Below are 14,854 nucleotides of genomic sequence, written 5' to 3'. Positions count from 1 at the left end.
GCTGCCGGGCTATACGCCGGGCCGCTTCACCGGGCTGGAAGCCTTCGAACTGCCCTTCGTCGCCAACAAGCGGGCGCTGGTGAATTCGCTGGCGCTGACCGATTACGCGCAGCAGAACCTCGCCGCCGAGCTGAAGGACGTGCATCCGATCTGCCTGTGGACGCATGATCACGGGCTGATTCATGCCAACAAGCAGGTCCGCACGATGGAGGACCTCAAGGGGCTCAAGCTGCGTTTCCCGACCCGGCTGGCCGGCGAGGCGCTGAAGGCGCTCGGTGCCAATGCGATCGGCATGCCGGTGCCGCAGGTGCCGGAATCGCTGGCCCAGCGCGTCATCGACGGCGCCGTCATCCCCTGGGAGGTGGTGCCTTCGGTCAAGGTGCAGGAACTGGTGAAATTCCATACCGAGATCCCAGGCTCGCCGACCTTTTACGTCGCGACCTTCATTCTCGCGATGAACAAGGCCAAGTACGAGGCGCTGGCGCCTGATCTGAAGGCGATCATCGACCGCAACTCCGGCGCCGCGGCCGCCGGCATGGCCGGCAAGGTCTGGGACGAGCAGGCCGTCGTCGTCTCCGAGATGGTGCGCAAGCGCGGCAACACGATCACGGTGATCGAGGAGGCCGAGGCCGCGCGCTGGCGCAAGACGACCGAGCCGGTGATCGAAGCCTGGCTGAAATCGACGAAGGAAAAGGGCCTCGACGGCGAGAAGCTGCTCGCCGACGCCAGGGCCGCGATCGCCAAGCACGACAAGGCGGCGTGATCGGCACGATGGCGCAGGGTCGGGGGGAGGCTGCGCCATCGGCGTTCGAGAGGGTCGTGCAGGGCGTCGCCCTGCTCGGCGGCGTGCTGCTGATCACGCTCTCGCTCACTGTGGTGATCAGTGTGACGCTGCGCTCCGACCTCGTCGGCAGCGCCGGCATTCCAGGCGATTTCGAGCTGGTGCAGATGGCGACCGCGGTCGCCGCCTTCTGCTTCCTGCCCTGGTGCCAGCTGCGCCGCGGCAACATCTTCGTCGACACCTTCACGCTGAAGCTGCCGCTCCGCTGGCAGCGCCGCATCGATGCGGGCTGGGATCTCGTCTATGCGCTGGTGATGATGCTGATCGCCTGGCGGCTCGCCGTGGGCGCGCGCGCCGCCTTCGCGACGGGCGAGAACACCATGGTGCTGCAGATCCCGAGCTATCTGCCGATCGGCCTCTGCGCCGCGCTGGCGGCTCTGGTCGCAGCCTGTGCCATCGTCAGTGCGGTGCGGCTCGCGAGGGCGCCGGCGTGAGCGGCTTCGCGATGGCGGTCACGGGGTTTGCGGTGATGCTGGCGCTGATGGCGCTGCGGCTGCCGATCGGGCTCGCCATGATGCTGGTCGGCGGCGTCGGCTACATCCAGCTCAACGGGCTCGACCCGTTCCTGAACTATATCCGCACCACGCCCTACCAGATCTTCGCCAACTACACGCTGTCGGTGATCCCACTCTTCGTGCTGATGGGCGCATTCGCCGAGCGCTCGGGGCTGGCGGGCGACTTGTTCAAGGCGGCGTCGGCCGTCGTCGGCCACCGCCGCGGAGGGCTGGGCATGGCGGTGATCGGCGCCTGCACCGGCTTCGGTGCGATCTGCGGCTCGGCGGTGGCGACGACCGCGACCTTCTCGCGCGCGGCGCTGCCGGAGCTGCGGCGCTACCGCTACGATCCCGGCTTCTCCTGCGGGGTGATCGCGGTCGGCGGCACGCTCGGCATCCTGATACCGCCCTCGGTCATCCTCGTGGTCTATGCGATCTCGACCGAGCAGAACATCGCCAAGCTGTTCAAGGCGGCGCTGATCCCGGGCCTGCTGGCCGCTGCCTTCTACTGCGTGACGATCGCCCTGATGACGCGGCGCCATCCGGACTGGGGCCCGGCGCAGCCGCGCGTGGCCTGGGCCGACCGGGTGCGGCCGCTGCTCGGCGTGATTCCGGCGCTCCTGGTCGCGATCATCGTCGTCGGCGGCATCTATGGCGGCGTGTTCACGCCGACGGAGGGCGCCTCGGTCGGCGCCTTCGTCATGCTGGTCATCGGCCTCGTGCGTCGCACCCTGACGCCCGCCGCCGTGCGGCAGGCGATCCTGCAGACGGCGGAAACCTCGGCGATGATCTTCGCGATCCTGCTCGGCGCGGAGGTCTTCAACGCCTTCCTGGCGCTGACGCAGGTGCCGACGGCGGCGGCGGAGATGATCGCCGCCTCTGGCTGGGCTCCCTACACGGTGCTCATCGGGCTGCTGCTGTTCTACATCGTGCTCGGCGGGGTGATGGACGAGCTGGCGATGATCCTGCTGACCCTGCCGGTGTTCTTCCCGATCGTGACGGCGCTCGATTTCGGCATGCCGGCTGACGATGTCGCGATCTGGTTCGGCATCCTCGTGCTGATCGTCGTCGGCATCGGCATGACCTGTCCGCCGATCGGCCTCAACGTCTTCGTCGTCGCCTCGCTGGCGCGCGACGTAGCCGTGACGCGGATCTACCGCGGCGTGCTGCCCTTCGTCGCTGCGGATGTCGTGCGGCTGGGCATCGTGGTGGCATTTCCCGCGCTCAGCCTCTATCTGGTGAAGTTGCTGGAGTGACCGCGCCGGAGCCTGCCCGTGACCGTGAACGATCTCGACATCGACGACATCAAGGCCGGCCTCGCCGACGGCTCCATCCTGATCGTCGATGTGCGCGAGCCGCATGAGTTCGCGGCCGGGCATATTCCGGGTTCGGTCTCGCGGCCGCTCTCGCGCTTCGATCCCGCCGACCTGCCCAACGAACCGGGCAAGCGGCTGGTCCTGTCCTGCGCCGCCGGCGTCCGTTCGCTGCGGGCGCTGGAATTCGCGCAATCGGCCGGGCTCGATGTCGACAGCCACTATCTGGGGGGATTCAAGGATTGGGCGATGCGGGGCGAGCCTGTGGAGCAGGGCTGAGCTGCAGCGCTCGGTCCGGCGCGGCGACCATGACGAAAGCTGACGCATGATGATCCGAAACGGTCTCCGCGGCCTGCTCTGTGCCGCCCTTCTCGCCGCCGGGTCCGGCCAGTCCGCGGCCCAGGCCCCGGGAGTTCCGCCCGTGCGCGCGGCAGCGCCTGCCGATGCCGAGCTCCAGGCCGCGATCGCCAAGTCGAACGCCTACACGGCGCTGATGAACCGGACGCTGCGGGCGATCCAGTCCTGGGAGCGCTATGACAGCTGGGTCGACCTGAAGAAGGGCCCGACCGGCAAGGAGCGCTATATCGGCTACGGCCTCTACAGCCTCTACGACGTCACCGGGGAAATCCGGAAGGCGGAGGAGGCGCTGACGCGGGAGCCGAAGCTACCGGCGATCGACGCCGCCGTAACGGACTACATCAAGGCCTATCAGGAACTGGCGCCGCTGATCACGCGGGCCGAGCGCTATTACGACCGCAAGGATTATCGCGACGACAACCTCGCCGAGGGGCAGAAGCTGCATGGCCTGATGGTGCCGGCGGCGCAGAGCTTTCTGGCCGAGCGCGCCCGGCTGGACGCGCTGATGCGTGATTACAAGAAGGGGCTCGACCAGCGCGAACTCGCCTCGGTGGAGCAACGCGAGGGACGCTCCGCCCGCTGGCAGATCCGCAACGTCATGATCAATGCGCGGGCCGTGATGGACCTGATGCCGAGCAACGAGAAGCCGATCGTCGAGGTCAAGGCGTTCCAGGCCGCGGTCGCCGATTATGCGGCGGCGATCCGCGAGCTCGACGCGTTCAAGGACAAGAACCCCGCCGCGTCGCTGATGATCGACAGCCAGGCCGGGTCCTGGCTCGGCAAGCTGCGCGATTTCTCCGACAAGCTCGCCAAGAGCAGGGGCGATGTCCGCCGCGGCGCCGCCAACGACGCCAACTGGATCGTCAACAGCTATAACATGATGGTCAGCCTGTCGGAGACCGCGGTGCGGCTGCCGCGGTGACCGTGATGCGCTGCATGCATCCCCACGCGCGATCGCGCGGGGCTGACGGCGGCCGGTTTCTATTTCAGTGTTTCATTCGACCAATCTGAGGGACTTTCGACCATGCGCCCCATGAAATTCGGATTCGGACAGCCGGTCCGCCGCGTCGAGGACCAGCGCCTGACCACGGGGGCAGGACGTTACACGGACGACACCGCCGTCGAGGGCGCGCTGCACGGCTTCGTCCTGCGCTCGCAATACGCCCATGCCCGCTTCACCATTCGCGACAAGGAGACGGCGCGGCGGATGAAGGGCGTGAAGCTCATCCTGACCGGCGAGGACGTCGCCCATCTCGGCGACCTGCCCTGCAAGGGGCTGATCAAGACGATCTCGGGCGAGCCGGTGACGCCGCTGCCGGTGCCGGTGCTGCCGACCGACACGGTCCGCCATGTCGGCGAGGCGGTCGCCTTCATCGTCGCCGAGACGCTCGACCAGGCCCGCGACGCCGCCGAGGCGATCGACATCGAGTGGACGACGCTGCCCTCCGTCACCGGTATCGAGGAGGCGCTCGATCCCAAGGCGCCGCAGATCTGGCCCGACCGGCCGGGCAATGTCGCCTTCGAGGCCGAGCAGGGCGACAAGGCGAAGACCGATGCCGCCTTCGCCAAGGCCGACCGCACGGTCGCCGTCACCATCGTCAACAACCGCCTCGCCTCCAACTATATGGAGACGCGCGCCTGCATCGCCGAATACGACAAGGCGACCAAGCGCTGGACGCTGACGCTCGGCAGCCAGGGCAGCCACGGCACGCGCGACATCCTCGCCAAGAGCATTCTCAAGGTCGATCCGTCGCGCATCCGCGTGGTGACGCCCGATGTCGGCGGCGGCTTCGGCACCAAGATCTTCATGTATCGCGAATACCCGCTGACCATGGTCGCGGCGGAGACGCTGAAGCGCCCGGTGCGCTGGGTCGCCGACCGCACCGAGCATTTCCTCGCCGACACCCATGGCCGGGCCAATCTCGCCACCGCGACGATGGCGCTCGACAAGCGCGGCAAGTTCATCGGCCTCAAGGTCGATCTGGCGGCCGAGATGGGCGCCTATCTTTCGCAATATGGGCCCTTCATCCCCTGGGTCGGCACGACGATGACGCCGGGCTGCTACAGCATTCCCGCCGTGCATGTGCGCTTCCGCGGCATCCTGACCAACACCATGGCGGTCGACGCGTATCGCGGCGCAGGGCGACCCGAGGCCGCCTATCTGATCGAGCGGCTGGTCGACGCCATTGCCCGCGAGACGGGCAAGACGCCTGATGCCGTGCGCGCGCTCAACTTCGTCAAGCCGAGCGAGATGCCGCACAAGACGCAGACCGGACCGGTCTATGATTCCGGCGAGTTCGAGGGCCATATGCGCCGCGCCATGGAGGTGGCGGACTGGAAGGGCTTCAAGACCCGGCTCAGGGCGGCCAACAAGGCCGGCAAGATTCGCGGCATCGGCATGGCCAGCTATATCGAGGCCTGCGGCGGCGGCGGCCCCGAGAGCTCGACGGTCATCCTCGAGAAGGACGGCATGGTCACCGTGCTGATCGGCACGCAGTCGAACGGGCAGGGGCATGAGACGGCCTATTCGCAGCTCGTCTCGCAGCATCTCGACATCCCGATGGACCGCATTCGCGTCATCCAGGGCGACACCGACAAGGTCGAGACCGGGTCGGGCACCGGCGGTTCGCGCTCGATCCCCGTCGGCGGTGCGGCCCTCGACAAGGCGACCTCGATCCTTTCGGACAACCTCAAGCAACTCGCCTCCGAGAAGCTCGAGGCCGGCATCGGCGATCTCGAGATCGTCGATGGGGCGGTGCGTGTCGTCGGCACCGACAAGGCGCTCGACCTCGCCGCCATCGCGGCGCTGCCCGGCGCGACCGTGGAGAAGCTGCGCGTCCACCAGAGTTGGCAGCCGCCGGAGGCGACCTATCCGAACGGGACGCATGTCTGCGAGCTGGAGATCGACCCGCAGACGGGCGGCACCGAGATCGTCAACTACGTGGTCGTCGACGATTTCGGCATGACGCTGAATCCCACCATGCTGCAGGGCCAGGTTCATGGCGGCGCGGCGCAGGGCATCGGCCAGGCTCTGATGGAGGAGATCCGCTTCGATCCTTCAGGCCAGATGCTCACCGCAACCTTCATGGACTATGCGCTGCCGCGCGCCATCGACATTCCGAACTTCCATTTCGAGACGCGCAATGTCCGCTGCGTCACGAATGCGCTCGGCGTGAAGGGGGCGGGCGAGGCCGGCGCGATCGGTGCCTGCCCGGCGGTGATGAACGCGATGGTCGACGCGCTCGACCGCGCCGCGGGCATTAAGGCCATCGACATGCCGGCGACGCCGCTGAAGGTCTTCAACGCCCTGAAGGAGGCGGGATATCGGCTCTGACGCAAGGGCAGCCTTGCGTCGGCGCAAGACTGCTCACGCGAATGGCACTTGGCGGCGAGACCGGGATCGGCTGATCTGGAACAGTTCCAATCGGCGCCATCCCGGCGGCCGAAGCCTCCAGGGAAGCACCATGATCCGCACCATTGCTGTCGCCGCCGTTCTGGGACTGGGCGTGACCGCCGTCCTCGCCCAGTCCGACCCGATCACCGAACGCCGCAATGCGATGAAGGCCGTCGGTGCGGCCACCCGCGACGGCGCGGCGATCGCCAAGGGCGAGGCTCCGTTCGAAGCGGCGAAGGCCCAGGCCATCGCCAAGGTTTATGTCGATACCGCCAAGAAGATGCCGGGCCTCTATCCCGACAACAGCAAGACCGGCGGCGAGACCACCGCGGCCCCGAAGATCTGGGAGGACCAGGCCGGGTTCAAGGCCGCCTTCGTGAAGTTCGAGACCGATGCCGCCGCCATCGGCACGGCAGCCGACGTCGCCGCCTTCCGCACCGCCTTCGGCAACGCGACCAGGAACTGCGGCAGCTGCCACGAGGTCTACCGCATCAAGAAGTGACGCCGGTCCCGGCGGCGGTCGGCCGACCGCCGCGTCGGGCCGACCGATGGAGCCTTCCGGCTTCCGGCACGTTGTGCTGACATGCTCGCGCCGCAGCGTATGCTGCGGTGCGGGTTTGTCGTTTGCCATGGAGCTTCAAGATGCTGCGCCTTCGCCGTCTGCTGGTCACGCTCGTGCTGCTGGCGGCGGTGGGACTGGGCGGCTTCTACCTGCTCACCGACCCGCGCGTGGTCTCGCCGTCGCCCGAGATCGGCACGCTGGGCGCGCCCGACCTCGAGAACGGGCGCATCCTGTTCGCGGCCGGCGGCTGCGCTTCCTGCCACGCCACGCCGAACCAGGACGACAAGCTGAGGCTCGGCGGCGGGCTGGCGCTGGAATCGCCGTTCGGGACCTTCCATGCGCCCAATATCTCGCCCCATACCCGGGACGGCATCGGCAATTGGGGCGTGCAGGATTTCGTCGACGCGATGGCGGCCGGCGTCTCGCCGCAGGGCCAGCACTACTATCCGTCCTTCCCTTATACCTCCTACCGGCTGATGCCGCCCAAGGCGCTGGCGGATCTCTTTGCCTATATCCGCACGCTCGCCCCGGTCGAGGGCCGCGCGCCGGCGCATGAGCTGCCGTTCCCCTTCAACATCCGCCGCATCGTCGGCGGCTGGAAGCTCTTGTTTTTCGAGGGCGCGGCGTTCCAGTCCGACCCGTCGAAGAGCGAGGAGTGGAACCGCGGCGCCTATCTGGTGAACGGGCCGGGCCATTGCGCCGAGTGCCATTCCAACCGCAACGCGCTCGGCGCCATCGTCCAGGCGACCCGCTTTGCCGGCGGGCCCGATCCGGAAGGCCGCGGGTTCGTGCCCAACATCACCCAGGCGCCCGACGCGCTCGGCAAATGGTCGAAAAGCGAGATCGCCGAACTGCTGAAGAGCGGTTTCACGCCGGAGTTCGACAGCGTCGGCGGCACGATGGCGGCGGTGGTGCGCAACACGGCGCAACTGCCCGAGGCCGACCGCCAGGCGATGGCGGAGTATCTGAAGTCGCTGCCGGCGGTGCAGGGCCCGCCGCGTCCGGTGAAGACGGGCGGGTGACGCCGGAGACGTTATCGGCGCGAGGGCCATGAATCGGGTGTCCGCGGGAGCCTTCGCTCCGGATCCACCACCTCCACCCGCGGAGCGTCCGCCTCGTTCCACTGCCAAAGCGCGACGCAGCGCCCGCCCGGCGACATGAAGGAGGGATAGACGACTCCGTCCCACTTTGCGGCCTGGAGCTGCGCGGCGAGCCGATGAGTGGGGGGAACCCGGCCAGCCGCGCTCTCAAGGCGCCAGGCGGTCTCATGGACCGACGCGCTCAGGCCGATGGCCGCGAGGTTATCCGGTTCGGTCAGGTCGAAAAGGCGGGCACCGCTCACCTGAAGGAGCGCAATCAGCGCCGGGTGCTGGGTCAGGCCTTGGTTGTATTCTGCCCAAGCGGTCGACATCTCGCATGCGGCGTAGAGGCATGGCTGGCCGATCTGGTTCCAGCGGCCGCCATAGCGGGCGGCTCCGTCTCCCGAGAGCGGCAGATAGGACCAGCGGGGGACATAGGCCCGCCACAAAATCCAGTCCGTCGCCGCGTTGGGCTCAGGAATAGACACCTGCACGGACCGATTCGAGATAGTCGAGAACGAGGGCGCTGCGGCCTTCGCGCACGAGATCGAGCGCAGTCTTGCCGCCCCATCCCGGAAGAGGCTGGTGCTTGAACCAGATCGCGGCGCGCCCCTCGTCCCCCGCCATCTCGGCGGCCATGGCGATGATCCTCACCAGCGGACTCAAGGCGGCATCCACCTTGCGCTGGCCCGATTTCGCCGTGAGCGTGGTGCGCGCGACCCCGACCATCGCGGCGAGGTCCGTCAGGGGCAGGCCCAGCTTTTCCGACACGCGGCGTGCCGAGAGATAGGGCTGGCCTGCCTCGCGAAAGCTCGTTGCCGTCAGCTCCAATGCAGCAGTCATGTCGCAATTCCTGCAGCGTTTGATCAGATGGTGATCAATATGCGCTTACAACAGGACAACGACAAGATGAGGCCTGCTGGGCTGGGTTAGATGATCGCCGCCATGGAGCCCGCACTACTCCATCACCGCCGCCTTGAGGATGCAGACCATCATCGCGGTGCCCGGCTCGCTGCCGACGCAGCGGACGATGTGGCGCCGGTCGCAGCGATAGCGCAGCGTCTCACCCGCCTTCGCGCGCTGGACGATGTCGCCGACCTCGACCTCGAACTCGCCGGAGGTGACCGAGAGCGACTCGATCGAGCCGCGCTGATGGCCTTCGGAATCGAGTTCGCCGCCGGGCTCCGACTGCACGTCATACCATTGCAGCCATTCGACGGTCTTGATCCAGCCGACGATGGCGAGCTTCAGTTTGCCGTCCTCGGAGACCAGGATCGGGGTGTCGGCCCGCGCCGTCTTCTCGATGAAGGGCTCTTCCTCGCCGCTGGAGAGCACCCGCTCGATCGAGATGTCGAGCGCCTGGGACAGGCGCCAGATCGTCGCCAGCGTCGGGTTGGTCTCGTTGCGCTCGATCTGGCTGATGATCGACTTGGCGACGCCGGATTGTTCGGCCAGTTCCGACAGCGAGAAGTTATAGGCCTTGCGCAGGCGCTGGATCGTCTTGCCGAGCTGCCCCGAGATGACGTGAGCCCCGGATTCGAACTCGCGTCCGCCACGCTCTTTCGTCTCGATACCCATGAGGACCGGCCTGCCTTGTCTGTCGGATCGTTTGCACGATCGAACGAAAATGTTTGTCTGGCCGGACAATGCCCCTTGCGGGGGCGTGGGGCAAGCCGGATGGGCCGTGTCGAGCGGTCCTCGGCGCATCCGCTCAGGTCGGGCGCGTCGAGCCGATTTCGCGCTGCTCGCGCTTGAGCAGGCCGAGCCGCTGCTCGCGCAGGATGACGTAGATTCCTGACGCAATGACGATGGTCGCGCCGACCAGGATGGTCCAGACCGGCCATTCCCCGAAGACGAACCAGCCGATCAGCACGGCCCAGATCATCGTCGAGTACTCGAAAGGCGCGATCAGCGAGGCGTCGCCGAAGCGGTAGGCCTGGACGAGCAGGATCTGGCCGAAGCCCCCGAGGACGCCGATCGCCACCAGCATGGCGGCCTCGGTGAGATCCGGCATGCGCCAGCCGAAGGCGAGCGTGATCAGGCCGAGCGCGCTGGTCAGCAGCATGAAATAGAAGACGATCGCGCCGGTGCTTTCCGTCTTTGTCAGCAGACGCACCTCGATCGAGGCGAAGGCCGAGCAGAAGGCGCCGGCCAGGCCGAGCGCCGCGCCCAGCGCCGGGCCGGCCTGCAGCCCCTTCGACAGCGCGCCGCCGGAGAGATGCGGCGAGAGCATGATCAGCACCCCGACGAAGCCGACGGTGACCGCGCTCCAGCGATAGATCCGCACGCGCTCCTTCAGCACCAGCGCCGCCAGCACGACGACGCCGAGCGGCGCCGCATAGCCGAGCGCGACCGCATCCGAGAGCGGCAGGAACTGCAGCGCGGCAAAGCCGCAGAACATGCCGGTCGAGCCGATGACGCCGCGCTTGAGATGGCCGCGCAGATTGCGGGTCTTCAGCGCGCCGGGCAGTTCGGAGCGCCAGGCGAGCCAGATCAGCAGCGGAATCAGCGCGAAGAAGGAGCGGAAGAAGACGAGTTCCCCGGTCGGGTAGCGCGACGACATGTGCTTGATGGCGGCCGACATCAGCGTGAAGGCCAGCGCCGAGAGCAGTTTCAGGCTGATGCCGAGGAGAGGAGACAAGGGACCGCAGCGGTGGGAGGAGCAGATGGCGGCGCGCCGCGAGAGCGCTATTTAGACCACGTCCAGTCCGCGCCTCAAAGCACCGAGCCTGCAACCCCGTCAGGCTGTTGGCGGGAGGGCGGGTGTTCCCGCCCCGCCGCCAGGGTTCGCCTCAGCCCTCATCCTGAGGAGCGCTCCGCAGGAGCGCGTCTCGAAGGTTCAGCAGGCTCCGGATGCATCTGAGCATCCTTCGAGACGCCGCTGCGCGGCTCCTCAGGATGAGGGCTGAGGCTTGAAGCCCGCTCAGAAGCTTCCCCGGAACGCCCCGCCGTCGATCAGGATGTTCTGGCCGGTAATGTAGCCGGCATGGGCGCTGGCGAGGAAGGCGCAGAGCCGGCCGAACTCGTCGGCGTCGCCGAAGCGCCCGGCAGGCACGTCGGCGCGGCGCGCCTGCGCCATCTCCTCGACGCTGACACCCTTCATCGCGGCCATCTTGGTCAACCCGCCCTTCAGCCGGTCGGTATCGAACATGCCGGGCAGGATATTGTTGATCGTGACATTGGCATGGGCGACCTCGCGCGCCACGCCGGAGAGAAATGCGGTCAGCCCGGCGCGGGCCGCCGAGGAGACGTCGAGCCCCGGCAGCGGTGTCAGAACGCTCGCCGAGGTGATGTTGACGATGCGGCCGAAGCGCCGGGCGATCATGCCGTCCACCACCCGCTGCATCAGTTCGAGCGGCGTCGCCATGTTCTGGACGACGCCTTCGAGCAGCGCCTCGCGCGACACATCGCGAAACGGTTTCGGCGGAGGGCCGCCATTGTTGTTCACCAGGATGTCGGGTTCGGGGGCGGCGGCGAGCAGGGCGTCCTGCCCGGCGCGGGCCGAGACGTCGGCGACGACGGGAATCACCGTCGCGCCGGTGCTGGAGCGGATCTGGCTCGCCGTCGCCTCCAGCGTCGAGCCGTCGCGTCCATTGATGACGACGGTGCAGCCGGCCTCGGCCAGCGCCTGCGCGCAGCCGCGGCCGAGCCCTTTGCTGGAGGCACAGATAATGGCCGTGCGGCCTGAAATTCCCAGATCCATCGCATTCCTCCGGAGGTTTCTCTCATCGAGCGGCAGACAGATCACGGATCGGCGGGCCCGTCATCAAAGCGCAACGCAAATCAGACACATGCCGGACGCATCGCAACAGGATGGGCCGGGTGGCATGGGCGACGAGGACGACGCGAAGCAGGTTCGCAGCATCTTCATCTCGGATCTCCACCTGGGCACCCGCGGGGCGCAGGCCGACCTCGTCCTGGAATTCCTGCGCGCCTATGACGCGCCTCAGATTTATCTGGTCGGCGACATCATCGACGGCTGGCGGCTGAAGAGCGGCTGGTATTTCCCGCAGTCGCATAACGACGTCATCCAGAAGCTCCTGCGCAAGGTCCGCAAGGGCTCCAAGCTGACTTACGTCACGGGCAACCATGACGGCTTCCTGCGCGACTTCACCGGGCTGCAGTTCGGCGGCATCACGCTGGTCGACGAGGTCATCCACGAGACCGCCGACGGCAAGCGCCTGCTCGTCATCCATGGCGATCTGTTCGACCTCGTGGTGCGCAACGCCAAATGGCTCGCCCTGCTTGGGGACTGGGCCTACACCCTCGCTCTGGCCTCCAATGCGGTGGTCAACCGGGTGCGCCGGGTGTTGAATCTTCCGCACTGGTCGCTATCCGCCTGGGCCAAGAACAAGGTCAAGAACGCGGTCAACTATATCGGCGAGTTCGAGGTCTGCCTCGCCGCCGAGGCGCGCCGGCACCAGGCCGACGGCGTGGTCTGCGGGCATATCCACCACGCCGCCTTCCGCGAGATCGAGGGGCTGACCTACATCAACACGGGCGACTGGGTCGAAAGCTGCACGGCGGTGGTCGAGCATCACGACGGGCGCTTCGAGATGATCCGCTGGCCGCAGGGGCGCCTGAAGGGGCAGGCCGCCGTCCCGGTCGTCGTCCCTGCGCATGCGGTTCCGGCCTTGGTCGAGGCGGCCTGATGCGCGTCATGATCGCGACGGACGCCTGGCGCCCGCAGATCAACGGCGTGGTGCGCTCGCTGGAGCGGATGGCGGAGGCCGCGCCCGATTTCGGCGTGACGGCGCGGATGCTGACGCCGGAGGGCTTTCGCCAGATCGGCCTGCCGAGCTATCCCGACATCCGCATCGCACTGGCGACGCAGCGGGCCGTCGCGGAGCGCATCGCCGATTTCGCGCCCGACCACATCCATATCGCGACCGAGGGACCGATCGGCTGGCTCGCCCGGGCGGTCTGCCTCGCCCAGAAGCGCGTCTTCACGACGAGCTACCACACCCGCTTCCCGCAATATGTCGCGGCACGTTGGCCGATCCCGGAGAGCTGGAGCTATGGCTTCCTGCGCCGCTTCCATGGGCCGGCGGCGGCCGTGATGGTCTCGACCGCCACCGTCGAGTCCGAGCTGCGCCAGAACGGCTTCGGCAACATCGTGCGCTGGGGGCGCGGCGTCGACCTGTCGCTGTTCCATCCCCGGCCGCTGAGCGTGCTCGACCTGCCGCGCCCGATCTTCCTCAGCGTCGGGCGGGTCGCGGTCGAGAAGAATCTCGACGCCTTCCTGTCGCTGCGGCTGCCGGGCAGCAAGGTCGTGGTCGGCGACGGGCCGGCGCGGGCCGATCTGCAGCGCGCCTATCCAGATGCGACTTTCCTGGGCACCCGGGAGGGCGATGATCTGGCCGCGATCTACGCCTCCTCCGACGTCTTCGTGTTTCCAAGTCTCACCGACACCTTCGGCATCGTGCTGCTGGAGGCCGCGGCGAGCGGCCTCCCCGTCGCGGCCTTTCCGGTCCAGGGACCGCGCGACGTCTTCGCCGGCAGCGGCGCGGCGGTGCTGCACGAGGATCTGCGCGCAGCCGCGCTGCAGGCGCTGCGCATTCCGCGCGAGACCTCCCTCGACCTCGCCGGACACCACAGCTGGCAGGTGAGCGCGGCCCAGTTCTATGGCCATATCAGGCGCGTCGCGCGGCCCCAGGCCGCTCCGGACGCTACAGCCTTCGCGAACGTGCGTGCCGTGGAAGGCCGGGAGCCGCACCGTCTGACGGCTTGAGCAGTGTGCGAAACCCGTCCCTTCGCTCGTGGATCGAGGCGATCACGAGACCCATCGGCACGCCGAGCCCGACGAGGGCTGCCTCCGAGAGCTGAAGGCTGGCTTCGATCGTCTCCGGCACGGCGTCGTTGACGCCGATCTTGTAGAGATGGCGGGCGTGATCGGCGTCGCGGGCGCGCGCGACGATGACGAGGTCCGGGCTGAGTTCGCGCGCCGCCGTCACGATCGCGTCGACCGCGCGGGCGTTGTCGATGGTGACGATCAGCGCGGTGGCCTCCTCGATGCCGCAGAGGCGCAGGAAATCCCCCCGGCTGGCGTCGCCATAGAAGGCCGGCCGCCCGGCGCGTCGCTGCGCTGAGATCAGGGCCGGGTCGGAATCGATCACGATATAAGGCTTGCCGTGCTCCTCCAGCATGCTGCCGACGAGCTGGCCGACGCGCCCACCGCCGACGACGATGGCGCGCGCCGAATGGTCGTCGGGCGGCAGGATCAGGGCCTCCTCCGGCAGCACCACGGGAACGGCGAGGGTGCGGGCCAGGCTGCGGGCGAGGCGCGCGAGCAGCGGCAGGGCGATCATGGTCAGCGAGACCCCGGCGAGAACCAGGCTCGCGGGGGCCTGATCCAGTAGCTTCGCCGCGACCGCGCCGTTGAGCAGCACGAAGGCGAATTCCCCGCCCGGCCCCAGCATGATCGCGGTTTCGAGGGCCGTGGCCTTCGACAGGCGCAGCATGCGGGCGAGGCCGAAGACGAGCAGCGATTTCGCGGCGAAGAGGCCCACTGCGATGCCGAGGATGGCGAAAGGTCGGGCGGCGATCTCGGCCGGGTTCACGCCCATTCCGACGGTTAGGAAGAAGACGCCGATCAGCAGCGATTTGAACGGCTCGATCGTGACCTCGATGGCGCGGCGGTATTCGGTTTCGGCGAGCAGCAGACCGGCGATGAAGGCGCCGAGCCCCATGGAGAGACCGGCGGCCGCGGCGATCATGCCGGTGCCGAGCGCGATCAGCAGCGTCGCCGCCATGAAACTCTCGGAGGAATCGGTCGAGGCGACGAGGCGAAACAGCGGCCGCAGCGCCCGCCCGC

The 14,854-nt window shown here is 67.9% G+C and carries 16 protein-coding genes; 10 read left to right on the top strand and 6 right to left on the bottom strand.

Annotated elements, in window-relative coordinates; translation table 11 throughout:
• From Q8M82_RS18800 to Q8M82_RS18765, 8 genes are all read left to right on the top strand, one after another.
• Positions 1 to 763, top strand: a 763-nt coding sequence (locus Q8M82_RS18800; protein WP_305692822.1) for a TRAP transporter substrate-binding protein, incomplete at its 5' end; no start/stop codon positions are given.
• A 56-nt stretch (positions 764 to 819) separates the two neighbouring features.
• The gene (locus tag Q8M82_RS18795) at positions 820 to 1,275 is read left to right on the top strand and encodes a TRAP transporter small permease (protein WP_305692821.1); all 456 of its coding nucleotides are present in this window, start codon (positions 820 to 822) and stop codon (positions 1,273 to 1,275) included.
• A complete protein-coding gene (locus Q8M82_RS18790; RefSeq protein ID WP_305692820.1) occupies positions 1,272 to 2,591 on the top strand; it encodes a TRAP transporter large permease in 1,320 nt (439 codons plus the stop codon). The genes Q8M82_RS18795 and Q8M82_RS18790 overlap by 4 nt, the downstream gene beginning before the upstream one ends.
• 18 nt (positions 2,592 to 2,609) lie before the next feature.
• Positions 2,610 to 2,927 carry a rhodanese-like domain-containing protein gene (locus tag Q8M82_RS18785; RefSeq protein WP_305692819.1) on the top strand — a complete coding sequence of 106 codons (318 nt, stop codon included), beginning with the start codon at positions 2,610 to 2,612 and terminating at the stop codon, positions 2,925 to 2,927.
• 46 nt (positions 2,928 to 2,973) lie between these two features.
• Positions 2,974 to 3,927: a YiiG family protein gene (locus Q8M82_RS18780; RefSeq protein ID WP_305692818.1), complete on the top strand. Its 954-nt coding sequence runs from the start codon at positions 2,974 to 2,976 to the stop codon at positions 3,925 to 3,927.
• A gap of 102 nt (positions 3,928 to 4,029) precedes the next feature.
• Entirely contained in the window at positions 4,030 to 6,339 is a 2,310-nt protein-coding gene (locus Q8M82_RS18775) for a xanthine dehydrogenase family protein molybdopterin-binding subunit (RefSeq protein ID WP_305692817.1), read from the top strand.
• Positions 6,340 to 6,469: 130 nt separating this feature from the next.
• Entirely contained in the window at positions 6,470 to 6,901 is a 432-nt protein-coding gene (locus Q8M82_RS18770; RefSeq protein ID WP_305692816.1) for a c-type cytochrome, read from the top strand.
• Between the two features lie 140 nt (positions 6,902 to 7,041).
• The gene (locus Q8M82_RS18765; RefSeq protein ID WP_305692815.1) at positions 7,042 to 7,983 is read left to right on the top strand and encodes a c-type cytochrome; all 942 of its coding nucleotides are present in this window, start codon (positions 7,042 to 7,044) and stop codon (positions 7,981 to 7,983) included.
• Positions 7,984 to 7,994: 11 nt separating this feature from the next.
• On the opposite strand, the gene Q8M82_RS18760 is transcribed toward Q8M82_RS18765, so the two are convergent.
• The 5 genes from Q8M82_RS18760 to Q8M82_RS18740 all read right to left on the bottom strand — a co-directional run bounded on the left by Q8M82_RS18760 (position 7,995) and on the right by Q8M82_RS18740 (position 11,743).
• Positions 7,995 to 8,534: an RES family NAD+ phosphorylase gene (locus Q8M82_RS18760; protein WP_305692814.1), complete on the bottom strand. Its 540-nt coding sequence runs from the start codon at positions 8,532 to 8,534 to the stop codon at positions 7,995 to 7,997.
• A complete protein-coding gene (locus Q8M82_RS18755; protein WP_305692813.1) occupies positions 8,515 to 8,883 on the bottom strand; it encodes an MbcA/ParS/Xre antitoxin family protein in 369 nt (122 codons plus the stop codon). The genes Q8M82_RS18760 and Q8M82_RS18755 overlap by 20 nt, the downstream gene beginning before the upstream one ends.
• A gap of 114 nt (positions 8,884 to 8,997) precedes the next feature.
• Positions 8,998 to 9,618, bottom strand: a complete 621-nt coding sequence (locus Q8M82_RS18750; protein WP_305692812.1) for a helix-turn-helix domain-containing protein — start codon at positions 9,616 to 9,618, stop codon at positions 8,998 to 9,000.
• A 133-nt stretch (positions 9,619 to 9,751) separates the two neighbouring features.
• A complete protein-coding gene (locus tag Q8M82_RS18745; RefSeq protein ID WP_305692811.1) occupies positions 9,752 to 10,681 on the bottom strand; it encodes a DMT family transporter in 930 nt (309 codons plus the stop codon).
• A gap of 282 nt (positions 10,682 to 10,963) precedes the next feature.
• Positions 10,964 to 11,743 (bottom strand): SDR family oxidoreductase, encoded by a 780-nt coding sequence (locus Q8M82_RS18740; protein ID WP_305692810.1) that lies wholly within the window; start codon positions 11,741 to 11,743, stop codon positions 10,964 to 10,966.
• A 124-nt stretch (positions 11,744 to 11,867) separates the two neighbouring features.
• Here Q8M82_RS18740 and Q8M82_RS18735 point away from each other — a divergent pair, with 124 nt between their 5' ends.
• Positions 11,868 to 12,692 (top strand): UDP-2,3-diacylglucosamine diphosphatase, encoded by an 825-nt coding sequence (locus Q8M82_RS18735; RefSeq protein ID WP_305692809.1) that lies wholly within the window; start codon positions 11,868 to 11,870, stop codon positions 12,690 to 12,692.
• On the top strand, positions 12,692 to 13,771 hold the full coding sequence (locus tag Q8M82_RS18730) for a glycosyltransferase family 4 protein (protein ID WP_305692808.1): 1,080 nt from the start codon (positions 12,692 to 12,694) through the stop codon (positions 13,769 to 13,771). Before Q8M82_RS18735 ends, Q8M82_RS18730 begins: the two co-directional genes overlap by 1 nt.
• On the opposite strand, the gene Q8M82_RS18725 is transcribed toward Q8M82_RS18730, so the two are convergent.
• Positions 13,710 to 14,854, bottom strand: a 1,145-nt coding sequence (locus Q8M82_RS18725) for an NAD-binding protein (protein ID WP_305692807.1), incomplete at its 5' end; no start/stop codon positions are given. The genes Q8M82_RS18730 and Q8M82_RS18725 overlap by 62 nt on opposite strands.

The sequence above is a fragment of the Allobosea sp. genome (assembly GCF_030694325.1).
Classification (GTDB): domain Bacteria; phylum Pseudomonadota; class Alphaproteobacteria; order Rhizobiales; family Beijerinckiaceae; genus Allobosea.
The sequence above is the reverse complement of the archived record's forward strand: the minus strand, read 5'-3'. Positions and strand labels throughout refer to the sequence as shown.

Excerpts from the sequence above, each read along its gene's own strand:
- Q8M82_RS18730 (WP_305692808.1), top strand. The coding sequence starts at position 12,692 with ATGCGCGTCATGATCGCGACGGACGCCTGGCGCCCGCAGATCAACGGC.
- Q8M82_RS18770 (WP_305692816.1), top strand. The coding sequence starts at position 6,470 with ATGATCCGCACCATTGCTGTCGCCGCCGTTCTGGGACTGGGCGTGACC.
- Q8M82_RS18750 (WP_305692812.1), bottom strand. The coding sequence starts at position 9,618 with ATGGGTATCGAGACGAAAGAGCGTGGCGGACGCGAGTTCGAATCCGGG.
- Q8M82_RS18765 (WP_305692815.1), top strand. The coding sequence starts at position 7,042 with ATGCTGCGCCTTCGCCGTCTGCTGGTCACGCTCGTGCTGCTGGCGGCG.
- Q8M82_RS18735 (WP_305692809.1), top strand. The coding sequence starts at position 11,868 with ATGGGCGACGAGGACGACGCGAAGCAGGTTCGCAGCATCTTCATCTCG.
- Q8M82_RS18775 (WP_305692817.1), top strand. The coding sequence starts at position 4,030 with ATGCGCCCCATGAAATTCGGATTCGGACAGCCGGTCCGCCGCGTCGAG.
- Q8M82_RS18740 (WP_305692810.1), bottom strand. The coding sequence starts at position 11,743 with ATGGATCTGGGAATTTCAGGCCGCACGGCCATTATCTGTGCCTCCAGC.
- Q8M82_RS18780 (WP_305692818.1), top strand. The coding sequence starts at position 2,974 with ATGATGATCCGAAACGGTCTCCGCGGCCTGCTCTGTGCCGCCCTTCTC.
- Q8M82_RS18755 (WP_305692813.1), bottom strand. The coding sequence starts at position 8,883 with ATGACTGCTGCATTGGAGCTGACGGCAACGAGCTTTCGCGAGGCAGGC.